The 22,135-nt window shown below is 36.6% G+C and carries 26 protein-coding genes and 1 riboswitch; of the genes, 15 read left to right on the top strand and 11 right to left on the bottom strand.

The genetic code is table 11. The features are described 5' to 3' along the window. The first annotated feature begins 1 nt into the window (after position 1). The 7 genes from bioA to F8162_RS10775 all read left to right on the top strand — a co-directional run bounded on the left by bioA (position 2) and on the right by F8162_RS10775 (position 6,291). On the top strand, positions 2–1,390 hold the full coding sequence (gene bioA / locus F8162_RS10805; RefSeq protein ID WP_151633004.1) for an adenosylmethionine--8-amino-7-oxononanoate transaminase: 1,389 nt from the start codon (positions 2–4) through the stop codon (positions 1,388–1,390). Further along, positions 1,390–2,118: an ATP-dependent dethiobiotin synthetase BioD gene (bioD, locus tag F8162_RS10800; RefSeq protein ID WP_151633002.1), complete on the top strand. Its 729-nt coding sequence runs from the start codon at positions 1,390–1,392 to the stop codon at positions 2,116–2,118. Before bioA ends, bioD begins: the two co-directional genes overlap by 1 nt. Continuing rightward, on the top strand, positions 2,084–3,271 hold the full coding sequence (gene bioF / locus F8162_RS10795) for an 8-amino-7-oxononanoate synthase (RefSeq protein WP_151633000.1): 1,188 nt from the start codon (positions 2,084–2,086) through the stop codon (positions 3,269–3,271). Before bioD ends, bioF begins: the two co-directional genes overlap by 35 nt. Further along, the gene (locus tag F8162_RS10790) at positions 3,268–4,014 is read left to right on the top strand and encodes an alpha/beta fold hydrolase (protein ID WP_151632998.1); all 747 of its coding nucleotides are present in this window, start codon (positions 3,268–3,270) and stop codon (positions 4,012–4,014) included. Before bioF ends, F8162_RS10790 begins: the two co-directional genes overlap by 4 nt. Further along, positions 3,980–4,789 carry a malonyl-ACP O-methyltransferase BioC gene (gene bioC, locus F8162_RS10785; protein ID WP_151632996.1) on the top strand — a complete coding sequence of 270 codons (810 nt, stop codon included), beginning with the start codon at positions 3,980–3,982 and terminating at the stop codon, positions 4,787–4,789. Before F8162_RS10790 ends, bioC begins: the two co-directional genes overlap by 35 nt. A gap of 1 nt (position 4,790) precedes the next feature. Continuing rightward, positions 4,791–5,789 carry a biotin synthase gene (bioB, locus tag F8162_RS10780; protein WP_151632994.1) on the top strand — a complete coding sequence of 333 codons (999 nt, stop codon included), beginning with the start codon at positions 4,791–4,793 and terminating at the stop codon, positions 5,787–5,789. A gap of 181 nt (positions 5,790–5,970) precedes the next feature. Then, the gene (locus tag F8162_RS10775) at positions 5,971–6,291 is read left to right on the top strand and encodes a hypothetical protein (protein WP_000549787.1); all 321 of its coding nucleotides are present in this window, start codon (positions 5,971–5,973) and stop codon (positions 6,289–6,291) included. Between the two features lie 24 nt (positions 6,292–6,315). Here the strand turns inward: F8162_RS10775 and ribH are convergent, their stop codons facing one another. The 5 genes from ribH to F8162_RS10750 all read right to left on the bottom strand — a co-directional run bounded on the left by ribH (position 6,316) and on the right by F8162_RS10750 (position 10,623). Then, positions 6,316–6,777 carry a 6,7-dimethyl-8-ribityllumazine synthase gene (ribH, locus tag F8162_RS10770; RefSeq protein ID WP_151632992.1) on the bottom strand — a complete coding sequence of 154 codons (462 nt, stop codon included), beginning with the start codon at positions 6,775–6,777 and terminating at the stop codon, positions 6,316–6,318. Between the two features lie 18 nt (positions 6,778–6,795). Continuing rightward, the gene (gene ribBA / locus F8162_RS10765) at positions 6,796–7,989 is read right to left on the bottom strand and encodes a bifunctional 3,4-dihydroxy-2-butanone 4-phosphate synthase/GTP cyclohydrolase II (RefSeq protein ID WP_000468991.1); all 1,194 of its coding nucleotides are present in this window, start codon (positions 7,987–7,989) and stop codon (positions 6,796–6,798) included. 12 nt (positions 7,990–8,001) lie between these two features. After that, positions 8,002–8,646 (bottom strand): riboflavin synthase subunit alpha, encoded by a 645-nt coding sequence (ribE, locus tag F8162_RS10760; protein ID WP_151632990.1) that lies wholly within the window; start codon positions 8,644–8,646, stop codon positions 8,002–8,004. After that, positions 8,628–9,740 (bottom strand): bifunctional diaminohydroxyphosphoribosylaminopyrimidine deaminase/5-amino-6-(5-phosphoribosylamino)uracil reductase RibD, encoded by a 1,113-nt coding sequence (gene ribD, locus F8162_RS10755; protein WP_151632988.1) that lies wholly within the window; start codon positions 9,738–9,740, stop codon positions 8,628–8,630. The genes ribE and ribD overlap by 19 nt, the downstream gene beginning before the upstream one ends. A gap of 306 nt (positions 9,741–10,046) precedes the next feature. Continuing rightward, positions 10,047–10,190: riboswitch (FMN riboswitch) on the bottom strand. A gap of 190 nt (positions 10,191–10,380) precedes the next feature. Beyond that, positions 10,381–10,623: a CDGSH iron-sulfur domain-containing protein gene (locus F8162_RS10750; RefSeq protein ID WP_151633857.1), complete on the bottom strand. Its 243-nt coding sequence runs from the start codon at positions 10,621–10,623 to the stop codon at positions 10,381–10,383. Between the two features lie 103 nt (positions 10,624–10,726). Here F8162_RS10750 and F8162_RS10745 point away from each other — a divergent pair, with 103 nt between their 5' ends. Next, entirely contained in the window at positions 10,727–10,972 is a 246-nt protein-coding gene (locus tag F8162_RS10745; protein ID WP_098498734.1) for a DUF2552 family protein, read from the top strand. Between the two features lie 9 nt (positions 10,973–10,981). On the opposite strand, the gene F8162_RS10740 is transcribed toward F8162_RS10745, so the two are convergent. Next, complete coding sequence (locus tag F8162_RS10740; RefSeq protein WP_151632986.1) at positions 10,982–11,905, bottom strand: alpha/beta hydrolase; 924 nt, start codon at positions 11,903–11,905, stop codon at positions 10,982–10,984. A gap of 81 nt (positions 11,906–11,986) precedes the next feature. On the opposite strand from F8162_RS10740, the gene F8162_RS10735 reads away from it, so the two are divergent. Together F8162_RS10735 and F8162_RS10730 are read left to right on the top strand one after the other, a co-directional pair. Then, positions 11,987–12,469 (top strand): GNAT family N-acetyltransferase, encoded by a 483-nt coding sequence (locus tag F8162_RS10735; RefSeq protein ID WP_151632984.1) that lies wholly within the window; start codon positions 11,987–11,989, stop codon positions 12,467–12,469. Positions 12,470–12,568: 99 nt separating this feature from the next. Further along, positions 12,569–13,432 (top strand): LacI family DNA-binding transcriptional regulator, encoded by an 864-nt coding sequence (locus F8162_RS10730; protein ID WP_151632982.1) that lies wholly within the window; start codon positions 12,569–12,571, stop codon positions 13,430–13,432. A gap of 23 nt (positions 13,433–13,455) precedes the next feature. Here the strand turns inward: F8162_RS10730 and F8162_RS10725 are convergent, their stop codons facing one another. Next, positions 13,456–14,775 (bottom strand): Na+/H+ antiporter family protein, encoded by a 1,320-nt coding sequence (locus tag F8162_RS10725; RefSeq protein ID WP_151632980.1) that lies wholly within the window; start codon positions 14,773–14,775, stop codon positions 13,456–13,458. Positions 14,776–15,057: 282 nt separating this feature from the next. Next, positions 15,058–16,056: an alpha/beta fold hydrolase gene (locus F8162_RS10720; protein WP_151632978.1), complete on the bottom strand. Its 999-nt coding sequence runs from the start codon at positions 16,054–16,056 to the stop codon at positions 15,058–15,060. Positions 16,057–16,177: 121 nt separating this feature from the next. Here F8162_RS10720 and F8162_RS10715 point away from each other — a divergent pair, with 121 nt between their 5' ends. Next, the gene (locus F8162_RS10715) at positions 16,178–16,654 is read left to right on the top strand and encodes a ribbon-helix-helix domain-containing protein (protein WP_151632976.1); all 477 of its coding nucleotides are present in this window, start codon (positions 16,178–16,180) and stop codon (positions 16,652–16,654) included. A 122-nt stretch (positions 16,655–16,776) separates the two neighbouring features. On the opposite strand, the gene F8162_RS10710 is transcribed toward F8162_RS10715, so the two are convergent. Then, positions 16,777–18,366, bottom strand: a complete 1,590-nt coding sequence (locus F8162_RS10710) for a bifunctional metallophosphatase/5'-nucleotidase (protein WP_151632974.1) — start codon at positions 18,364–18,366, stop codon at positions 16,777–16,779. Between the two features lie 200 nt (positions 18,367–18,566). On the opposite strand from F8162_RS10710, the gene F8162_RS10705 reads away from it, so the two are divergent. The 3 genes from F8162_RS10705 (at position 18,567) to F8162_RS10695 (ending at position 20,374) form a co-directional block, all read left to right on the top strand. Beyond that, positions 18,567–18,830, top strand: coding sequence for a YqkE family protein (locus tag F8162_RS10705; RefSeq protein ID WP_087981791.1), 264 nt, complete (start codon positions 18,567–18,569; stop codon positions 18,828–18,830). Positions 18,831–18,900: 70 nt separating this feature from the next. Continuing rightward, complete coding sequence (locus F8162_RS10700; protein WP_151632972.1) at positions 18,901–19,425, top strand: GrpB family protein; 525 nt, start codon at positions 18,901–18,903, stop codon at positions 19,423–19,425. Positions 19,426–19,546: 121 nt separating this feature from the next. Continuing rightward, the gene (locus F8162_RS10695) at positions 19,547–20,374 is read left to right on the top strand and encodes an aldo/keto reductase (protein WP_151632970.1); all 828 of its coding nucleotides are present in this window, start codon (positions 19,547–19,549) and stop codon (positions 20,372–20,374) included. A gap of 29 nt (positions 20,375–20,403) precedes the next feature. Here the strand turns inward: F8162_RS10695 and lolS are convergent, their stop codons facing one another. Together lolS and mciZ are read right to left on the bottom strand one after the other, a co-directional pair. After that, on the bottom strand, positions 20,404–21,318 hold the full coding sequence (gene lolS / locus F8162_RS10690; RefSeq protein ID WP_151632967.1) for an aldo/keto reductase: 915 nt from the start codon (positions 21,316–21,318) through the stop codon (positions 20,404–20,406). Between the two features lie 53 nt (positions 21,319–21,371). After that, a complete protein-coding gene (mciZ, locus tag F8162_RS10685; protein WP_000870295.1) occupies positions 21,372–21,500 on the bottom strand; it encodes a Z-ring formation inhibitor MciZ in 129 nt (42 codons plus the stop codon). A 74-nt stretch (positions 21,501–21,574) separates the two neighbouring features. Here mciZ and F8162_RS10680 point away from each other — a divergent pair, with 74 nt between their 5' ends. Further along, positions 21,575–22,114 carry an NUDIX hydrolase gene (locus F8162_RS10680; protein ID WP_151632965.1) on the top strand — a complete coding sequence of 180 codons (540 nt, stop codon included), beginning with the start codon at positions 21,575–21,577 and terminating at the stop codon, positions 22,112–22,114. The last annotated feature ends 21 nt before the right edge of the window (positions 22,115–22,135 follow it).

The following is a 22,135-nucleotide window of genomic DNA, read 5'->3' as shown; positions in this document are numbered from 1 at the left end:
TGTGACTTTTAGTAGACATACGACTGAAAAATCGTCTTATACATATGAAGAACTATCGGAGAAAAACAAAGCCTATGTATGGCACCCATTTACACAAATGAAGGATTATTTAGAAGAAGATCCTGTCATTATTGAACGTGGAGAGGGCAGAAAGCTATACGATGTAAATGGAAATGAATATTGGGACGGTGTTTCGTCTATTTGGTTAAATGTTCATGGGCATCAAGTACCGGAACTAGATGAGGCAATTCGTAAACAATTAAATAAAATTGCCCATTCTACTATGCTAGGACTTGCTAACGTTCCATCTATTTTGTTAGCAGAAAAAATAATTGAAGTTGTACCAGAAGGATTGAAGAAAGTATTTTATTCAGACTCTGGTTCTAGCGCTGTTGAAATTGCAATTAAGATGGCCTTTCAATATTGGCAGCATAAAGGAAAACCGAAGAAACAAAGGTTTGTTACATTAAAAGAAGCGTATCACGGTGATACAATTGGAGCTGTTTCAGTAGGAGCAATAGACTTGTTTCACCAAGTGTATAGTTCACTTTTATTTGAAGCCATTAAAATGCCTTATCCATATACATATCGTTCTCCTTATGGAAATAATAAGGAGGAAATTGTAAAAAAACATTTAGAAGAAATGGAAGAGTTACTGAAAGACAAACATGAAGAAATTGCGGCGATTATTGTAGAGCCTTTAATGCAAGGTGCTGGCGGTATGATTACAATGCCAAAAGGATACTTAAAAGGGCTACGTAATTTATGTGCAAAATATAACGTTTTATTTATTACAGATGAGGTAGCGACTGGATTTGGGCGTACCGGGAAAATGTTTGCATGTGAACATGAAAATGTAACGCCGGACATTTTAACAGCCGGAAAAGGTTTAACGGGCGGATATTTACCAGTTGCAATCACTGTAACGACAGATGAAATTTATAATGCCTTTTTAGGAGGCTATGAAGAACAAAAAACGTTTTTCCACGGTCATAGTTATACAGGGAATCCGTTAGGGTGTGCGGTAGCAATTGCGAATTTAGAACTATATGAGAAAACAAATTTAATAGAAGAAGTGGCACGTAAAACAGAATATGTGGCGACGCAATTAGAAGAACTCTTTGCATATAAACATGTAGGGGATATTCGTCAGTGCGGATTAATGGTTGGAATTGAACTTGTGAAGAATAAGGAAACGAAAGAAGGGTTTGAATGGACAGAGAGAGTCGGTGTTCAAGTATGTAAACGCTCAAGAGAGCTAGGCATGATCTTGCGACCGCTCGGTAATACGATTGTATTTATGCCACCTCTTGCTTCTACAATTGATGAGATTAATGATATGTTACGTATTTTGTATAAAGCAATCTCGGATGTTACGGAGGGAGAATAATGAGCGGTTTTTTTATAACAGCAACGGATACTGAAGTGGGGAAAACTGTCGTTGCCGGTGCATTAGCAGGTGTATTTAGAGAATTGGGATATAACATTGGGGTATATAAACCGTTGCAAAGTGGACATGTTGCATCAAATCCAGAGGGAGATGCAGCAAGGTTAAAGGCATTATCAGGTGTACCGACGAAAGAAGATGAAATTTGCCCTTATTCTATTGAAGAGCCGCTTGCTCCGAGACTTGCCATGAAAAGAGCTGGAAGGACAGTAACGTTAAAAGACATTATTCATCACTATAATGAAAGATTGAAAGAGTTTAATAGTCTGCTTGTAGAAGGAGCAGGTGGATTAGCTGTTCCGTATACAGAGGACGCTTTAGTAATTGATTTCGCAAAAGAATTACAGCTTCCTCTCATTGTAGTAGCACGTCCTACATTAGGAACAGTAAATCATACAGTTTTAACGGTTGCTTATGCAAAGGCACATGGTTTAACAGTAGCAGGTGTCATTTTATCTGGCTGCAAAGAATGCGAAATGGAAAGAGTACAAGAAAATAAAGAAATGATTGAAGAGTTAAGTGGGGTACCAGTTTTAGGTTTATTACCATTCTTTGAAGGTGAGTTTACAAAAGAAGAAGTCTTGGAATCTGCTAAAGAATATATAATGATTTCAAAATTAGAGGAGCTTATCCGAAATGAATCAAACGTGGCGCACACATCTTCAATCTAAATTGCAACAATTAAATAAGCAAGGACAGTATCGCAATTTACATGTAACAGAGCAAGCAGAAGAGACATGGCTTGTTCGAGATGAGAAAAGGATGCTAAATTTAGCATCAAATAATTATTTAGGGTTAGCTGGAGATGAAAGGTTAAAAGAAGCTGCAATTGCATGCACAAGAAAATATGGAACTGGGGCGACAGCATCAAGGCTCGTTGTAGGAAATTACTCACTGTATGAAGAGGCTGAGAGAAGTATATGCGATTGGAAAGGCACTGAAAAAGCCTTAGTTGTAAATAGTGGATATACCGCAAATGTTGGAGTGATTTCTTCATTAGCCAGTCGTCAGGATATTGTGTTTAGTGACAAATTAAATCATGCAAGCATCGTTGATGGAATTATATTAAGCGGGGCAGAGCATAAAAGATATCGTCATAATGATTTAGATCATTTAGAGAAGCTGTTGCAAGTAGCGCCACCCAAAAAGAAGAAATTAATCGTAACGGATACTGTTTTTAGTATGGATGGTGATACTGCACATTTAAGAGAGCTAGTGCAAATTAAACAGAAATACGGAGCAATAATTATAGTTGATGAAGCACATGCGAGTGGAATATATGGAATGGATGGAGCAGGGTTGTCCCATATAGAAAAAGATATTGCTCAAAAAATTGATATACATATGGGGACGTTTAGCAAGGCTTTAGGGTGTTATGGTGCGTATTTGACAGGCGATGCAATTTATATAGAGTATTTACAAAATATGATGAGAAGCTTTATTTTTACTACTGCATTACCGCCAGGAACATTGGGAGCGGTACAAAAAGCAATTGAAATTGTGAAAGAAGATAATGAAAGAAGAGAGAGACTTGTAGAGAATGGGGCATATTTCAGAAACCATTTACGAGAAGCTGGTTTTGATATTGGGAATAGCTCAACTCATATTGTACCGATTGTAGTCGGTTCAAATGAAACAGCTTTACGGTTTAGTAAAAGGTTGCAAGAGGTAGGTATTGCAGCAATTGCAATTCGTCCACCAACGGTTCCAGTTAATAGTTCAAGGATCCGTTTTGCAGTTACGTCCCAACATACAATAGCTGATTTGAACTGGGCTATTCAGCATATTATACACATTGGTAAAGAAGAGGGGTTTTTAGTATGAAAGAGCTAAAGATTATTTTTATTCCTGGGTGGGGAATGGAAGAAGATGTTTGGACTTTAGTTCTGCCGTATTTTAAAGGGTATTCTGTTCAATGTATCAATTGGCGTAATGTGAAAGAACAAAGTGAATTTGCGGGGCGAATAATAGAGGTAGCAAAGGATGAAAATGTAATTTTAGTTGGTTGGTCACTAGGGGCGTTAGCGGCAGTTCAAGCTCATAAAAAGATTAAGGCAAAAGGTATCGTATTAATTGGTGGTACTGCCAAATTTACAAATACGAGCGACTACACGAGTGGATGGAACGTTTTGCATGTAGAACGGCTGAAAAAGAATTTGGCGAGAAAGAAAGAAGATACGCTCAAGCGTTTTTATGAAAATATGTTTACGAAAGATGAGCTGAAAGGGAATAAAAGGTTTGACGATATAATAAAACACTTTAAAGGTGATTGTATTCAGTCTTTACAATTAGGTTTAGATTACTTAATAGAAACAGATATGAGAGAAGAGTTGAAAGAAGTTAAAGTACCTATACTACTTATTCACGGAGAGCAGGATGTAATATGTCCATTTTCTGCAGCGCTTAGTATGGCTGAGAATGAGACTGCAACTGCAACGCTCAAGGTAGTAAAGGAGGCTGGACACGCATTATGCGTAACGAATTTTGAATATTGCGGAATTGAGATAACTCAATTTGTAGAGGGGATACGACATGATCAACAAAACGTTACTACAAAAACGGTTTAACGTGGCAGCTGTATCCTACGATCAATATGCAAATGTACAAAAAAAGATGGCACAGTCATTACTTTCTACATTGAATCGGCGATATAGTGCAAATGCATCGATACGTATTTTAGAACTTGGATGCGGGACAGGATATGTTACAGAGCAATTATCAAACTTATTTCCGAAAGCACATATTACAGCTATTGATTTTGCTGAAAGTATGATTGCAGTTGCAAAAACTAGAAAAAATGTGAACAATGTAACATTTTACTGTGAGGATATCGAACGATTACGACTAGAAAAAACGTATGATGTCATTATTTCAAATGCCACATTTCAATGGCTAAATGATTTAAAACAAGTGATAAGAAATTTATTTCATCATTTATCTATAGATGGGATATTACTCTTTTCGACGTTTGGACAGGAAACATTTCAAGAGTTGCATGCTTCGTTCCAGCGGGCGAAAGAAGAAAAAAATATACAAAATGAAACATCGATTGGGCAACGGTTTTATTCGAAAAATCAGTTGCGCCATATTTGTGAAATAGAAACAGGGGATGTACATGTTTCTGAAACATGTTACATAGAAAGATTTACAGAAGTTAGGGAGTTTCTACATTCTATTCGAAAAGTAGGAGCAACCAATAGTAATGAAGAAACATATTGTCAAAGTCCCTCACTCTTTCGTGCGATGCTTCGCATATACGAAAGAGACTTCACGGAAAATGAAGGGATAATGGCAACGTATCACGCTTTATTTATGCATATAACAAAAGAGGGGAAGAGATGAAATGAAACAAGTACAAACAAAAAGGGATTGGAAAAAACTTGCATATGACGTAGTAGAAGAGAAAATGATTACGAAAGAGGATGCAATAGCTATATTAGAAGCTGATGATACAGAAGTGTTAGAAATTATGAATGCTGCTTACATCATTCGCCATCATCACTTTGGTAAGAAAGTAAAATTGAATATGATTATTAATACGAAATCTGGCTTATGTCCTGAAGATTGCGGATATTGTTCACAGTCTATTATTTCAGAAGCACCGATCGATAAATATGCATGGCTAACGCAGAAAAAGATTGTAGAAGGAGCGCATGAAGCAATTCGCCGTAAAGCGGGTACGTATTGTATTGTGGCATCTGGTCGTCGTCCGACGGATAAAGAGGTGAATCACGTAATTGGAGCAGTTAAGGAGATTCGTGAAACGACAGATTTAAAGATTTGTTGTTGTTTAGGTTTCTTAAACGAAGATCAAGCAGGACGTTTAGCAGAAGCGGGTGTACATCGTTATAACCACAACTTAAATACACATGCGAATAATTACGAAAGCATTTGCTCCACTCATACGTATGACGATCGTGTTGATACAGTTCAAAAAGCGAAACAAGCGGGGATTTCACCATGCTCTGGTGCAATTTTTGGAATGGGAGAAACAATAGAAGAGCGTGCTGAAATTGCATTCGAATTACAACGTATAGATGCAGATTCAATTCCATGTAATTTCCTTGTTGCTGTAAAGGGTACGCCGCTTGAAGGACAAAAAGAATTAACGCCGGTAGAATGTTTAAAAGTACTGGCGATGATGCGTTTTGTAAACCCAACGAAAGAAATTCGCATTTCAGGAGGACGTGAAATCAATTTACGTTCTGTACAGCCAATCGGTTTATTTGCAGCAAACTCTATCTTTGTCGGGGATTATTTAACAACAGCTGGGCAAGAGCCGACTGCAGACTGGGGTATGATTGAAGATTTAGGATTTGAGATTGAAGAATGTGCACTATAAGATAGATAAAAGCAAACTTGTAAAAGAGTTTGCTTTTTTTTGTAAATAAAATGTAATAAATAGTTGTAAACACTTGATACTATTGGTTTTTGAGCGAAAAAAAGAATTTTGGTGGACGAATTTTCCAAGCCCCAATTGTACATAGTAAATATGTAATTTATATTGGGTTGGAGGATTTTACATGCACAAATATATATTAGCGATAATGACTTGTCTCATTTTACTAAAAGCAATAAGTACTGATCCAGTTAAGGCCGCCGAAAATCCTGAACAAAAAGAGATGCAACAACGAATTGAACAACATTTTCGAACGAAAGCTGAACATTTTGGATTGAAAACAGAAGGGAAAGATTTAAAGGAAGTACGAAAAGAAATTACTATTATAGAAGAAGCGAAGAAAAGAGAGAATGTATGGAGAACAGCACAAACGCTTCGTATACAAACAGAAGGAAAAACAATGGATGAATTAATAAAAGATGTACGGAAAAAAGTAAAGAAATAAAAAAAGAGGCCGCAGCCTCTTTTTTTATGCCCATTGTTTTGATAAGTGAGCCATTTCAATCGCAGCAACGGCGGATTCATAGCCTTTATTACCAGCTTTCGTGCCCGCGCGTTCAATCGCTTGCTCGATCGTTTCTGTCGTTAATACACCGAAAATAACTGGGATGTCTGTTTGTAGTGATAAAGATGCAACGCCTTTTGCCACTTCATTACAAACGTAATCGTAATGTGTTGTAGCACCGCGAATTACAGTGCCTAACGTAATAACAGCATCATACTTCCCGCTATTAGCCATCTTTTTAGCGATTAAAGGAATTTCGAATGCGCCAGGAACCCAAGCGACATCGATATCAGTTTCTTCTACACCGTGACGCTTTAATCCGTCTAAAGCCCCGCCGAGTAACTTACTTGTAATAAATTCATTAAAACGTCCAACAACAACCCCAACTTTTAATCCTGTACCAACTAAATGACCTTCGAATAACATAATGAATCTCTCCCTTTATTATAAGTTTAGTAAATGTCCTAATTTGTTTACTTTCGTTTGTAAATACGTTTTATTCTCTTCTTTTGTTGGCATTTGCAATGGAACTCGCTCGATTACTTCTAAATCGTAACCTTGTAAGCCAGCAATTTTTCGCGGGTTATTCGTTAATAATCGTAAATGTTGTAAACCTAAATCTTTTAAAATTTGAGCGCCGATACCGTAATCACGCAAATCAGCTGGGAACCCAAGTTTTTCGTTTGCTTCTACAGTATCGAAGCCTTCTTCTTGTAACTTATAAGCGCGAAGCTTATTAAGAAGGCCAATGCCTCGACCTTCTTGTCTCATATAAAGAAGAACGCCTTTTCCTTCACGCTCAATTTGAGCAAGGGCAGCATGGAGTTGTGGTCCGCAATCACAGCGGCACGAGCCAAATACATCTCCTGTTAAGCACTCTGAATGAACGCGTACAAGTACAGGCTCTCCTGTTGAAATATCACCTTTTACGAGTGCGATATGTTCTTTCGTATCTAATGAATTAGAATAGCCAATTGCATGGAAAGTACCGAAATCTGTAGGTAATGTAATTTCCACTTCTCGCGTCACTAGTGTTTCATGGTGGCGGCGATAAGCAATTAAATCTTCTATTGTAATCATTTTTATATCAAATTGTTTTGCACACTGTAGTAAATCAGGTACGCGTGCCATCGTACCGTCCTCATTAATAATTTCGCAAATGACGCCAGCTGGTTCTGCTCCGCAAAGCTGTGCTAAATCGACAGCAGCTTCTGTATGACCAGCACGGCGCAGAACACCGCCTTCTTTCGCAATTAATGGAAAGATATGTCCAGGACGATTGAAATCAGCACCTTTTGATGCAGGATTTAACAATTCTTGTATCGTAGTTGCACGTTCGTGAGCGCTAATCCCAGTTGTTGTAGAAACATGATCAATGCTCACTGTAAATGCAGTATGATGCGAATCTGTATTATGAGCTACCATTGGTTCTAATTGTAGACGTTCTGCGTACCCTTCCGTAATCGGTACACAAACGAGACCACGCCCATGTGTAATCATAAAGTTAATCGTTTCTGGCGTAATATATTCTGCTAAAGCGATAAAATCGCCTTCATTTTCACGGTTTTCATCATCACATACGATAACGACTTTTCCTTGTTTTAAATCTTCTAGAGCTTCTTCAATACGATGAAACATAATGCTTCCCCCTTATAGAAATCCGTTTTCTTGTAAAAAGCTTTCGGTCATTGAACCTGTTCGTTTTACTGGTTTAGAAATAAAGCGTTCGATATATTTACCGATCATGTCACACTCAATGTTTACGATGTCACCTGCATTCTTTTCTCCGATAACAGATTCACTTACTGTGTGCGGGATGAGTGAGATTGTAATGGAAGATTCGTCTATATCAAATATTGTTAAACTCGTTCCATCAACAGCAACGGATCCTTTATACAAACAATAGCGAAGCAATTCATCAGCAATAGCTATTTTGTAATAGACGGCATTATAGTGTTGTTTTTTGTTTAATATCGTTCCGATGCCATCAATGTGTCCTGAAACGAAATGTCCACCAAATCGTCCGTTTGCAGCCATTGCTCGTTCTAAATTTACTTTAGAGTGCGGTTTAAGCATGCGAAGTGATGTGGATTGCATCGTTTCAGGCATTGCGTCTACTGTGAATGAAGTTGTTGTGAAACTCGTTACAGTTAAGCAAATACCGTTAACCGCGATACTATCACCTAAGTGAACATCTGATAAAATATTATTTGCATGGATCGTTAACTTCATCGCTTCTCCGCTTTGTTTCATGTTTGCAATCGTTCCTAACTCTTCTACAATTCCTGTAAACATTCCGTCACCTCACTTCGGGCATTTGCAACGATTTTGATATCATTGCCAACTTGTTTCATCTCTTGAATTTCCAAGGAAAGTGCATCTTGTAATGCTGCGAAACCATTTCCACCAAATAAAGTAGGGGCATCTTTCCCGCCAATTAATTTTGGGCTTATATAAGTTACAATTTCATTAAAATGCTTTGTTTGTAAGAAGCTTGCATGAACTGTTTGACCACCTTCAACGAATAGAGAAAGAATTTGCTTCTCTCCAAGAAAGAAAAGAAGGTCCTTGATTTCTATATGTTTTGTTTTCATTTGGAATATAGCTATATTTTTATATTCATAAGAAGCTAGCTTCTCCTTATTTACATCCTTACCGACAATAATCCATGTCGGTGCTAAACCATCTGTTATGACATGAGAAGATGGTGGCGTTCGTAAATGGGTATCTAAAATAACGCGTATAGGATTGTTCCCCCCGTTAGGAATTCTTGTTGTTAAATGTGGATTATCAGCTATAACTGTATTCACTCCAACGAGAATCGCATCATGTGTATGGCGGTATTGGTGAACATCAGATCGTGATTCTTCACTTGTAATCCACTTACTTTCACCAGTGACAGTCGCTGTTTTTCCATCTAGACTCATCGCTGTTTTTATTGTTACAAATGGACGTTTCGTTTTCATGTAGTGAAAAAAGTAGCGATTTAATAAAACCGCTTCCGCTTCAAGAACACCAGTTGTTACGTCGATGCCAGCTTCTTCTAATCTCCTTTTTCCATTACCAGAAACGAGCGGATTACAATCAAGGGTAGCAATTACAACGCGCTTAACTCCCTTTTCGATGAGCAATTCACAGCAAGGTGCTGTTTTTCCAAAGTGGCTACATGGCTCAAGAGTTACATAAACGGTAGCTCCTTTTGCATTCTCACCAGCTATATGAAGGGCGTGAACTTCTGCGTGTCCTTCACCAGCACGTAAATGGGCGCCCATACCGATGATATTTCCATCTTTTACAACAACAGCACCAACCATAGGATTTGGACTTGTTTGTCCAGATGTTCCTTCTGCTAACTGCAGAGCAATCCTCATATATTCTTGATCTGTCATTCTCTTCACCTCTCCTGAAAAAATCAAAAAACCCCAAGGATTTTATATCCTTGGGGTTTGGGAGACGTGATTTCTAGAAATATAGTTCGAATACGAAAGTACAGGAAAGAAACCTAACGATGATTGATATTTTTGCATAAGGAAAAAACCTAGCAAAATATCGAATTTTTCAAACGCTAGTTGTCTCTTTTTATTTCAGTATAAAAAATAAGTATAGAAAACTAAACATATATAAAGAATCAAAATGAATCTTTAAAAATATGCATACTGAAATAAAAGTGTATTCACTATATAAAAAACTAGAAACATATCCTTCTCCCATCCAGACTATACTGTCGGCCCTAGAGTTTCACTAGATCCACCGTTTTCGAGTTGAAAACGGGTCACGGACTTAGAAGTTTGCACTTCATCACCGCCGGTTGGGAATTTCACCCGACCCCGAAGGATGTTGTTTGCTCAAATTATAGCACAAAAAAAATAAAAGGCTAGAAAAAAATATTCGAATGTGAAGAATTATGTGAAAATATATGTAGGCTGGAATGGAGACAGAAGTATTAGAAATGTTGTAAGGAGAAGGGATATAACGGAGTTGATAAAAAGAAAAAACATGCACAAAAAAATGTGCATGTCACATGTGAAATTATTCTGTCTCTGGTGCTCTAACAACAGATTCGAATTTCCCTTTATGCGAAGCATCGCAATAAGGCATATTTTTTGATAAACCACAACGGCATAAAGAAAATGCCGGTTTTGCTGGGAATACATTCCCTTGTGAATCGACTAATTCCACGTCCCCTGTAACGCGAAAAGAGCCATTATCATTTACTTTAATTTGTACTTTCGCCAACGTTATCCCTCCTTCCCAAACGCTTAATTTCATCATATAATCAAGGGAAGTGCTTGACAATATAAAAAGAGCACTTTGTTTGAGAAAGAATAGAGTGTTATAATAGTTTTCATAACTGACTAGAGTAAGGTGACGAGAGATGGACAAACAATTACATACATTACGAAACATTGCAAATGAGCGCACGTGGGCATCATTTTTGAATGATAATCATCCATATAGTTTATTACATTGGTCCATTGCAGGTGTAGGGCAAGAGGCAAAAGATGTTTGGTTACTTCAAGATGAAGTAACATTTCAAACGACAGAATTTCCAACGTTAGATGATGCAGTGCAATGGATTTCTGAAAATATGGAACAAGTTACAGACGTTTTAGCGCAATAAAAAACAGGCTTATGCAAGCCTGTTTTTTGTTTCTTTTACATATGAATTTAAAAATTGATCAACGGCTTCTTCATATTCTTCTTTATTTTCGTTATAAGAGCAAGCGTGTGTGCCGTGTTCTGCAATATAAAGTTGTTTATTGTTTTCTTTTGCTTCATATAGTGCTTTCGTCATATCAGCTAAAATATAATCATCATCTTTACTATGAATAAAGAGGACGGGATTGTTAATATTTTTTATACAATCGATTGGTGAAACTTCGCGAATCGTATAACCGTCACGCACTTTTAAAAAAGCATTTGCTAAAGGTAATAAAGGCCATTTAGGTAAATGGAATTCAACCTTTAAACGGTGTTGTAATTGCCCGTAAAAATCAGAAAAAGGACAATCTGCAATATAGAAATCAGCACCATCTTCTACAAGTCCTGCGTATTGAAGAAGTGTTGCAGCTCCCATAGATTCACCGTGAATGCCGAGTGTTATATTTTTTCCAAAACGACTTTTTAGCCAGTCAACTACAGATTTTAAATCATGTTTTTCATAGTATCCATAGCTTGTTGTTTTTCCGCCAGTTTTACCATGACGACGATGATCATAAATAAAGACATTATACCCTCTGTTTAAAAATAACCTTGCATATTTTACAGAGTTCATTTTATTTACAGTTACGCCGTGGCAAAAAATCATAAACTTATTGGAATGACCAGCAGGAATGTAATATCCGTGAAGATCATATCCGAATTGCGAAGGAATATGAATTTCTTCTTTATGAAGAGCATCAAAATCCTCTATACGAAAATGTTTTTTCGTTTCTCTTTCGAGTACTTCTTCCTCTGTTTTTTTCTTTAAGTACATCACTTTATTTGTAAAGAAAATCCCAAGGGCAGTTATCGCACCTAGTATAGTAAACAATGCTGCAAAAAAACGTTTCATACTTTACCTCATCCTCCAAATACCGTTACATGTGATACACTTACATTGTATCACAATGATAGAAAAGGGGAGAAATAGGAAATGGTGTATATACAAAAAATTACGCCAACGATGAAAGAAACAATCCGAATGTTCATGTGTGAGAACTGGGGGAGTTCATTGATGGTTTCACGTGGTAAGGGGCATCAGTTAGAAGAGTTGCCAGGATTTGTTGCGCTCTCAGATGACAGAATAATTGGAATTATAACGTATGAAGTGACCGGAAATATGTGCGAAATTGTATCTTTAGATAGCTTTGAAGAAAGAAAAGGAATAGGGACGAAACTTGTAGATTATGTATTACAAGTTGCAGAAGAAGAACAGTGCGGGCGGGTTTGGCTTATTACAACAAATGATAATATGAATGCGTTACGTTTTTACCAAAAACGTAATTTTGTGATGACTAATTTATATGTGAATGCGGCGGAAGAGGCACGAAAAATAAAGAAAGAAATTCCACGTATTGGATATGATAACATCCCAATTTTACATGAAATCCAGTTGGAGTATCGTTTAATAAATTGATGTAACAATTTTCAGAAATATAAGTTATTAACCTTGACGAATATTGTAATTTAGGTTACCGTAAAATTGTAATCTATTACCATATTAAGGGGTGACGATGTGGCAACTATACGTGATGTTGCAAAATTGGCAGGTGTTTCAGTCGCAACCGTTTCACGAGTTATTAATGAAAAAGGATACGTTCATGAAGGCACAGTAAAACAAGTAAAGGAAGCAATTGAGGAATTACGTTATAGGCCAAATAGTACAGCAAAGCCATTGTTTAAACAGAATTCAACGATAATTGCGTTACTTGTAGATAATTTATATAACCCATCAAACATCACTTTGCTACATTGTATTGAGGAAATAGCATATAAAGAAGGATATCAAATTATTGTTTGTAATATAGAGAATAAAGATAGATATATACATATGTTGAAGGAAAATAACGTTGCAGGTGTTATTTTAACAAGATCAGTTTTTAAAAGTATTGGAGAAATTCCACTTCCGTTTGTTGTGATTGATGAAAAACAATCCGATGCAAATTATTATGAAAGTGGACAAAGAGCGGTTTCTTTATTAAAAGAGAAAGGTTGTCACTTTCTTGCTTATTTCGATGAGGGAGAAGGTAGTGAAGAAACGGAAGAGCACATATCAGGATTTTTAGACGCTGCTTGGGAGGAAGGAATCTCTTATCGAGAAGTATGTGTACAAGGGTATACGAATAAACAGTTTATTACATTATTGCAAACTTACCCGTATATAGATGGAATTGTAACTTCAAGTGAAAAGGTTACTTTTGAGTTAATTCAAGCAGCGAAAAATTTAAATATCCGTATACCGGATAAGTTGAAAATTATTGGATCGAACGGGAGCATAGACAGTGAATGGATAGGCCCGTCACTCATGAAAATTGAAAGTTGTGCCGAAGAAAATGGGAAAATAGCTTTGCAACAATTAAAACGGAAAATAAAAAAGTAAAAGGTGCGTATAAAACGCACCTTTTATAATGTAATTGCGGCAATAAAGCCGAATATAAGTAACGGTATATTATAATGCAGGAAAGTTGGTACACATGTATCCCATATATGATGGTGTTGACCATCAGCATTTAAACCAGATGTTGGTCCAAGTGTACTATCTGATGCTGGAGATCCTGCATCGCCTAGCGCTCCGGCTGTACCGATAATTGCAATTGTAGCCATTGGACTAAATCCAAGCTGCATGCAAAGAGGTACAAAAATTGTTGTTAAAATAGGGATGGTTGAAAAGGAGGAACCAATTCCCATCGTAACGAGAAGTCCAATCACAAGCATAAGAAATGCAGCGAGCGGTTTATTATTTCCAATTATATGTGCACTCGTTTGCACAAGCGATTCAACATGTCCTGTTTTTCGAAGAACAGCGCCAAATCCAGCAGCTGCGATCATAACAAAACCAATAAAGGACATCATGCGCATTCCGCTTGTTAATATCGCATCTGCTTCTTTAAGAGGTAGACTACCACTTACTGATAAGACGATAATCCCTGCTAAAGCACCGAAAATCATTGATTCTGTTGCTAATTGAACAGTTAATGTAGCTATGATAGATAATAATCCGAAAGTAATGCTACGTTTTGTATAGGGAACGATTTCATTTGCGGTTGTATGAACTTGTTCTGTTTCATACGTACGAGGTTTCCGGTACGTAATGAATACTGCTATACATAATCCAATAATCATACCGATTGCTGGAATAGTCATTGCTTTTGGAATAAGTGCGACATCAAATGTAAGACCGCTTTGCGCAGCATTTGTTTGCAGTACGTCATGATAAATTTTTCCGAACCCCGCTGGAATCCACATATAAGGAGTAATCAATCCGAATGTAATAATACATGTAACAAGTCTGCGATCCACTTTCAGCTCATTTAATACTTTTAAAAGTGCTGGAATTAAGATGGGGATGAAAGCGATATGAACAGGAATCACATTTTGTGAGAAACAAGCCATCGTTAAAATGATAAATAAAATAAGTATTTTAGAATAAACTTGTTTTTTCGTGTCTTGTTCATTGCCAATCCATTTTAATGCGGTGTGAATCATGGCATCTGGAAGTCCTGTTTTGGAAAGAGAAATAGCGAAACCACCAAGCATTGCATAACTTAAAGCAATAGGAGCACTGTTTCCAAGACCAGTTGTAAAAGTGTTAATAGTTTCTGAAATACCAAGTCCGCCGATAATTCCGCCTGTTAAAGCTCCAACAATGATGGCGACAATGACCTGGACACGTAACAAACTAAGCAATAGCATAACTGCTACTGCGACGAGTACAGCATTCATAATAAATGTAATCTCCCCAAAATTTTATTGTGTTAAGGCAAGTAAATATGAAGCACCTTGCTATATTTATCCCGCTTTAATGGGCAGTAAGCCCCCCACCTTAAAATTCAGCGAAAGCAAAGAAGTTAGGCGGGGGTCAACTGCCCATAAAAGTCCGATTGGTTCAACTAATAATCAGTGGGGGATGAAGAAAACCCCCACTGATTAAAGTTTCACTTTATACATAGTTGCGACATATTATTATAAATTGTTTTCTATGAAATGTAAAAGAGCCTTTTATTACTAATGCTGAAAAGCTAGCTCTTGTTTAATTGATTGTAAAGATTGAGCGAATAATTCTGGTTCTTCTAAATCGGGAGAATGTGCTGAATTTGGGAACCAAATCATCTTTTTTATAGGCGCTTCTATTACATCACAATATTCCTGAACGAGTGCATAAGGAGTTTGATAATCATAGCGACCAGAACAAAAATAAACCGGAATAGATAAACTTGAAATAGAAGAAAAGAAATCGATTGTTAGCATTTCTTCCCATAAAACGCCAGATTTTAAATTTCCTGCGAGAAACTTGAACCAATCTAATAGCGTATATTCGGGAGAAAAGAAGCCTTTCCGTATGAAAGAAAAGGAAGATCCGTTTTGTATTGCTCCTCCGAATGTGCCAAGCCACTTTCTTTGAATAATGAGACGTCTCGTATCTAAAAATGGTGGTTTTCCTAATTTTAAAAGAGACGCTAACGCTTTTTTATGATCATGTCTTTTGGCAGAAAGAATTAAATGCTGATATAGCAATTCTTCGTTTTGTTTCATATGTACAATCTGCCCAATACCGATGTAAGCCTCGATATATTGTGGATATTGATGTGCTATGTTAAGCCCAATAATGCTTCCCCAAGAATGACCAGCGAGAAATAGTTTCTGTTTATTGAACTTTTTAAGTACATATTGAATCACTTCTTTTGCATCGGACACGAATTGTTCGATTGTAAAATTTGCTCCGAAATCTTTCAGTGAAAAGGATTTACCTGCCCCGCGCTGATCCCAATTAATTACGATGAAGTGTTTTTCCAATTCTTTTTGAAAATGCCGAATAAATCCAATTTGTGCCATTCCCGGTCCACCATGACAGCATAATAAAATTGGCTGCTCTACGTTTTGCCCGCGCATAAGGAGAGTTTGTTTTCGATTATGAATCGTAACGCTTTCCATCGTAGCAATACTATTAGGAATGATTTGTTTATTTTCATTATAAAATTGTGGGGTATAGCTACGAAAAAGCATATGGAAAACCTCCTTTTCTAAAATCGTATGAATCGCACAGGCTATTCGTTTTGCATATACTGTTAGAAAATCATTGTAACATACCATACTAGTGTCATTTCAACACGGGAGGAGGGAAATTGTGACGATTGGAGAAATTATAGATTGCTTAAATAGACGTGAATCCATCGCTATCATAGCAAAACGTCTTGAAATAAGCCCGTATACATTATCAAAGAAATTAAGATTGATTGGATACGAATATGATGGAGAACAGAAGAAACGTATTTTTGTAGGGGATGGAGAAGAACCTCGTCACTTACAACTCCAAGAAGCGACAGCCCTTCAATATGCGAAAACAGATTATCAATTATTAATTTATGAGCAATTACAAAGTATTTATGAGTTATTAAGAAAGAGAGAAGAAGTAATTGCGCCAATTATGAGTATAAGTACAGAAAAAAAGAAACGTACCTTTTCTATTAATAAAGAAATATTAGCAAAATTAGATGCTATATCAGAATCGAAAGGAATTCAAAAATCTAAACTTGTAGAAGAGGCGTTACAACAATTTTTACAACAATATGATTTTAACAAAACATCCCATTTTGATAACTAAAGAAAAGGATACTAAGTTCATTGTAAGAACGAGTATCCTTTTTAGGTTTTACTAATATTGTGAATCAAGTATAAGTGCGTATCCTTTATAATGAAAATTTGGATCGCATATTAAGGAAATACTTAATTTACCTTTTGAATTCTTCCATCAATAACTGGCTGAATTGGTTCTTTTAATTGTTTTACGTAATCGACTAGCGCTTCAAAGTCGTTTGGACCAGTTTCTGCATTTTTCCCATTTTTAAATGATACGAATCCATCACCGCCAGAAGCTAAGAAAGCATTTGCAACTACGCTATACGTTTGAGAGGGAGATAATTCTTCTCCGTTTGTCAAACGTATATTTGTAACTTTTTCACCATTTGGTTTATGGGAATCCCACGTATATTGAATACCTGAAATTTGAAGCATGCGCGTCGTACCTTTTTGCCACTGCTGATTTAAAATATCGCGAATATCTTGGCCTGTTAAATCTACTTTAATTAATTGGTTTCCGAAAGGTTGAATGCCGTATAATTCGCCCCATGTAATATCGCCAGCATCTAAGTCATTACGAATACCACCAGGATTCATAAGTGCGATTTGAGCTTGCATCGTTTGACGCTGTGCATCGGCAATTACATTCCCAAGAGTAGATTCACCAGCATCGTTTTGTTTACGGTCAACAGCTGCTGTAGATTTTCCTACCACTTCATTTACAAGTGGTGCGATTTTTTCTTTATATTGATCTATTTTTTGTTTTACTTGTTTATCAGGTTCTACACCTTCATGATATGTTGTAATCACTTCAGCTTTTTTCTTTACAATATCTTTTGTTTTACGATCAATTGTTACATCTACGTCTGAGAAAGCTGTTCCATAAGAGTTCGCTTGGACGATTAGTTTATTATTTACAGTACCATTTACATACGTGTGACTATGTCCACCGAAAATAACATCAACTTCCGAGTCTGTTTCATTTGCAATGCGAGTAAGGTCTCCATTTGTCACGCCAGACTCATCAGTTGTTCCGCCGACATGGGCAAGGACGACGATGGATTTAACACCGAGACGCTTTAATTGTTGCGCTGATTTATTAATTGCTTCTACTTCGTCAGTGATCTGTACATTTTTAAGCATAGTAGGCATCACGACATTTGGCGTATCAGTTGTAACAACGCCAATGAATCCTACAGGAACACCATCTACCATTTTTACAGTAAATGGTGGTAAAAATAAGCGACCAGTTGATTTGTTATAGAAGTTAGCAGCGACATAAGGGAAGTTAGCACCTTTGAAATTCCCTGTTTTCTCGTGATATCCACCGTAAATGAGGCGTTTCATTTCATCGATACCTTCATCAAATTCATGGTTTCCGATTGTACCAACATCGAATTTTAAGTCATTTAAAAATTCAATCGTTGGTTCATCTTGTAACAATGCTGAAACTGGTGGACTAGCTCCGACAATATCGCCAGCATGTACGAGAAGTGTATTAGGGTTTTGCTTTTTACGTTCTTTTAAATAAGTAGCTAAGTAATCAGCGCCACCAGCTTCTTTGTTATTAATCTTTTTTACAGTATCTAGTTGTCCATGGAAATCATTAATACCAAGCATTTGTACGTCTACGTAGCGGTTTTGTTCAGCTGGAATCTGGGATGGGGGAGCGGCAAATACGCTTGAAAAAGTAATGGTGCTTAAAACGGCAACAGCAGGAATGATTTTTTTCCACATAATGTAATTCTCCTTTTTTATAATCTGACATCATACGACATAATTTTAATAGATTCATAGGATTATATCTATATAAAAATTTAGTTTTTTCGAAAAATTAACATATTTACAAAAGGCGAATAGTAGAGTAACGAACCTTTTTTATTGTCGAGTTCATTGTGTATCTACTATAATGGAGAAAAAAGTAAAAGGTGAGTAGCATGAAGAAAAAGAAACAAAGGCAAGTGCAAAGACAATCGCAAGTGAATAATCCAGAGAAAGAGTTGCTTACATTAGGCGATCAATTAAATGATTCACTCATGCAGCAATTAAAGAATAAGAAGAAAGAATTGCAAGTGAGAGAAGAAGAAAAAGAGGCAGCTGAACTGGAAAGAAAGCGCCGAGAACAAAAAGAACGTGAAAAGAATAAATCATTTGAAGAACTGTTAAGTGAAAGTAGCCTTACTTGGAAAGACTTTAAATAATATAAAAAAATGATCAGTGCATACCGCTGATCATTTTTTTGACGAGCTTGTAAGAAAAGGGGAGTGTAAAATGAGAAAAATTGTAGTCGTTCCGCATGAAAATCATTGGAATGAAAAATTTCAAATAGAGGCCGAACGATTAAAATCGGCGATGCCAGAAATGGTGAAAGTCCATCATATTGGAAGTACGTCAGTGCCAGGACTGGCAGCTAAACCAATTATAGATATGATTATGGAAGTAGAGAGTATCGATAGAGTAGATCATTGGAATGAACGTTTTGAAGAGCTTGGTTATATCGTAAAAGGGGAAAATGGTATTTCAAGACGTCGTTATTTTATTCATGGAACGGAGGAAAAACGCTCGTATCACTTACATGTTTTTGAAAAAGGAAATCCTGAGATAGTAAGGCATTTAGCGTTTCGTGATTATATGATGGCTCATTGTGAAGAAGCAGAGGAATATGCAACCTTAAAGAAAGAATTAGCCGAAAAATATACATATGATGGCACGTTATATACGGAAGGAAAAAATGAGTTTGTGCGTAGTGTTGATGAAAAAGCGAAAGAATGGAGAGAAGGAAATATGAATAATTGAGTTTGCGTTTTAGTGTATAAAATTATTATGTAAACTGTACATATGTTTTGACTTTTTGGTTGAATCTTGTTGAAATAAAGTGGTGGCTTATAAAAAATGTAAGAATGAAAGGGAGACGACTGTGCACATTCCAACAACTACACTTCATAATGGCGTAAAAATGCCGATGATTGGTCTAGGCGTTTATAAAGCGAAAGAAGGCGACGAAGTAAAACAAGCAGTAAAAACAGCGTTAGAAGTTGGATACCGTTCGATTGATACAGCAACTGTATATGAAAATGAAAGCGGTGTCGGAGAAGCGGTTCGTGAATCAGGGATTCCGAGAGAAGACATATTTATTACAACAAAAGTTTGGAACGACGATCAAGGATATGAGGAAACACTTGAGGCGTTTGAGAAAAGCTTAAAGAAATTACAAATGGACTATGTAGATTTATATTTAATACATTGGCCAATAAGAGGGAAGTATGTCGATACGTACCGAGCGTTAGAAAAACTGTATGAAGAAGGTAAAGTGCGCGCGATTGGTGTTTCTAATTTTCATAAACATCATTTAGAACTGTTATTACCAAATTGTAAGGTGAAACCGATGGTAAACCAAGTGGAACTTCATCCGATGTTAGCACAATTTGAATTGCGTAATTTCTGCCAAGGTGAGCAAATTCAAATGGAAGCATGGAGTCCATTAATGAGAGGCGGGGAAGTATTCGAGCACCCGATTATTCAGGACATTGCTACCAAATATGATAAAACACCTGCGCAAGTTATATTAAGATGGGATATTCAAAGCGGGGTAGTGACGATTCCTAAATCTGTTACACCATCCCGTATTAAAGAGAATTTTACTATCTTTGATTTTTCACTAACGGAAGAAGAGATGACTCAAATCAATACGTTAAATCGTAATTTACATGTAGGAACGAATCCTGATAAATATGATACGCTATAAAAAGACGCTACCAGTATGGTAGCGTCTTTTTAACGGTGTAAAGTGTAAGTATCACATTTAGCAATTTGCTGAAGTTGTATATATTCTGCTGTTGTTAACTCTGTTTGTTTACTAGCCTGTACATTTTCCTGCAATTGTTGAATAGAGCTTGCACCAGGTATAACAGCTGCAACAGTTTCGTTATGTAAGCAATATTGAATAGCTGTTCCTGTTAAAGAGCTTTCTCCGATTCGTTCTTTTACACTTGCTAGTGTTGTATTTAATTCATCGTAAGAATAAGAAAGGTAATCCTTTTCTTTTACTCTTTCTATCTTTCTCACATTATTGTCAGTTAAAATTCCTTTTGCAAGTGGTCCGCGAGCAATAATGCTAATTTGCTGTTCATTTAGAAGCGGGAACCACTCTTCAGGGCGACGATTTAAAAGGTTATATTCCATTAGCACACTAACGATATTTGAACGTTTTGCATACTCACGGATGACATTTGGGCGTATTGAAGAAATACCGTAATGGCGAATGATACCTTCTTTTTTTAATTCTTCAAAGGCTTCAATTGTTTCGTCTATAGGATCTTCAATCGTCCCGCCGTGAAGTTGATAAAGATCAATATAATCAGTTTGAAGTCTACGTAAACTTTCTTTCACTTCAGCCTTTATGTAATTTTTAGAAGGATCCCAAGACCAGCTGTTTTTTTCTTCTGTCCATCGATTTCCAACCTTCGTTGTAAGAACAATTTGGTCTCGTTTCCCTTTTAATGCTTTTCCAACAAATTCTTCGTTTAATCCATAATCATATAAATCCGCTGTATCAAAAAAATTGATTCCTAAATCGATTGCTTCATCGATAATACGCATAGCTTCTGTTTCAGATGTACCGAGAGACATACAACCAAGGCCCATTTCTGTAACAAACAAATCTGAGTTTCCTAATTGACGTTTTTTCATAAGTCAACCTCCTTACTCTTATTGTACGAAAGGAAAAAGAGGTTGACAAACGTTTACTTTTTATTAGCTGTAATCCACTCTTGTACAGTTGTATACTCTTTGCCATATTGTTTTAGTTTATGGCGAATTTGCCATGCTTTCCCGACTAAAGTGACGCGATTTGGTAAAATATAAACTTTCATTTCTATCACGCTCCTTTCAATGTGGTAAAATGTATGAGGAAAGAATAGGAAATAGAACAGGGAGATGAAGTAGTATGAGTAATCTTGCAGAGAGAACAGTAAAAACTGAACCAATTTTTGATGGTAGAGTTATAAAAGTTCGTGTTGATGATGTAGTATTACCAAATGGAGCGATGAGTAAACGTGAAATTGTAAATCACCCTGGTGCAGTTGCTGTTATTGCTATTACTGATGAGGGGAAAATTGTGCTTGTTGAGCAGTATCGTAAAGCGCTTGAAAAGGCGATTATAGAAATTCCGGCCGGCAAATTAGAACCTGGTGAAAAACCTGAGGTGACAGCAGTTCGTGAATTAGAAGAGGAAACAGGATATGTATGTGAAAATATGGAGCTTATTACTTCTTTCTATACATCTCCAGGATTTGCAGATGAAATTTTATATGTATATAAAGCTACAGGTTTGACGAAAAAAGAAAATAAAGCCGAGTTAGATGAAGATGAATTTGTGGAATTAATGGAAGTATCGTTAGAAGAAGCGATTACTCTTATGAAAGATCTTCGTATTCATGATGCGAAGACGATGTTTGCAGTACAATATTTACAACTACAAAAATAAACACTCGCCAAAGGCGAGTGT

It is taken from the genome of Bacillus sp. CH140a_4T (genome assembly GCF_008923725.1).
GTDB lineage: Bacteria > Bacillota > Bacilli > Bacillales > Bacillaceae_G > Bacillus_A.
The sequence above is the reverse complement of the archived record's forward strand: the minus strand, read 5'-3'. Positions and strand labels throughout refer to the sequence as shown.

Excerpts from the sequence above, each read along its gene's own strand:
- bioC (WP_151632996.1), top strand. The coding sequence starts at position 3,980 with ATGATCAACAAAACGTTACTACAAAAACGGTTTAACGTGGCAGCTGTA.
- F8162_RS10680 (WP_151632965.1), top strand. The coding sequence starts at position 21,575 with ATGAGTAATCTTGCAGAGAGAACAGTAAAAACTGAACCAATTTTTGAT.
- ribH (WP_151632992.1), bottom strand. The coding sequence starts at position 6,777 with ATGTTATTCGAAGGTCATTTAGTTGGTACAGGATTAAAAGTTGGGGTT.
- F8162_RS10705 (WP_087981791.1), top strand. The coding sequence starts at position 18,567 with ATGAAGAAAAAGAAACAAAGGCAAGTGCAAAGACAATCGCAAGTGAAT.
- F8162_RS10790 (WP_151632998.1), top strand. The coding sequence starts at position 3,268 with ATGAAAGAGCTAAAGATTATTTTTATTCCTGGGTGGGGAATGGAAGAA.
- ribD (WP_151632988.1), bottom strand. The coding sequence starts at position 9,740 with ATGACAGATCAAGAATATATGAGGATTGCTCTGCAGTTAGCAGAAGGA.
- F8162_RS10700 (WP_151632972.1), top strand. The coding sequence starts at position 18,901 with ATGAGAAAAATTGTAGTCGTTCCGCATGAAAATCATTGGAATGAAAAA.
- ribBA (WP_000468991.1), bottom strand. The coding sequence starts at position 7,989 with ATGTTTCATCGTATTGAAGAAGCTCTAGAAGATTTAAAACAAGGAAAA.
- F8162_RS10750 (WP_151633857.1), bottom strand. The coding sequence starts at position 10,623 with ATGATGAAATTAAGCGTTTGGGAAGGAGGGATAACGTTGGCGAAAGTA.
- F8162_RS10725 (WP_151632980.1), bottom strand. The coding sequence starts at position 14,775 with ATGAATGCTGTACTCGTCGCAGTAGCAGTTATGCTATTGCTTAGTTTG.
- F8162_RS10740 (WP_151632986.1), bottom strand. The coding sequence starts at position 11,905 with ATGAAACGTTTTTTTGCAGCATTGTTTACTATACTAGGTGCGATAACT.
- F8162_RS10735 (WP_151632984.1), top strand. The coding sequence starts at position 11,987 with ATGGTGTATATACAAAAAATTACGCCAACGATGAAAGAAACAATCCGA.
- lolS (WP_151632967.1), bottom strand. The coding sequence starts at position 21,318 with ATGAAAAAACGTCAATTAGGAAACTCAGATTTGTTTGTTACAGAAATG.
- F8162_RS10745 (WP_098498734.1), top strand. The coding sequence starts at position 10,727 with ATGGACAAACAATTACATACATTACGAAACATTGCAAATGAGCGCACG.
- bioF (WP_151633000.1), top strand. The coding sequence starts at position 2,084 with ATGAATCAAACGTGGCGCACACATCTTCAATCTAAATTGCAACAATTA.
- F8162_RS10720 (WP_151632978.1), bottom strand. The coding sequence starts at position 16,056 with ATGCTTTTTCGTAGCTATACCCCACAATTTTATAATGAAAATAAACAA.
- ribE (WP_151632990.1), bottom strand. The coding sequence starts at position 8,646 with ATGTTTACAGGAATTGTAGAAGAGTTAGGAACGATTGCAAACATGAAA.
- bioB (WP_151632994.1), top strand. The coding sequence starts at position 4,791 with ATGAAACAAGTACAAACAAAAAGGGATTGGAAAAAACTTGCATATGAC.
- bioD (WP_151633002.1), top strand. The coding sequence starts at position 1,390 with ATGAGCGGTTTTTTTATAACAGCAACGGATACTGAAGTGGGGAAAACT.
- F8162_RS10710 (WP_151632974.1), bottom strand. The coding sequence starts at position 18,366 with ATGTGGAAAAAAATCATTCCTGCTGTTGCCGTTTTAAGCACCATTACT.
- F8162_RS10775 (WP_000549787.1), top strand. The coding sequence starts at position 5,971 with ATGCACAAATATATATTAGCGATAATGACTTGTCTCATTTTACTAAAA.
- mciZ (WP_000870295.1), bottom strand. The coding sequence starts at position 21,500 with ATGAAAGTTTATATTTTACCAAATCGCGTCACTTTAGTCGGGAAAGCA.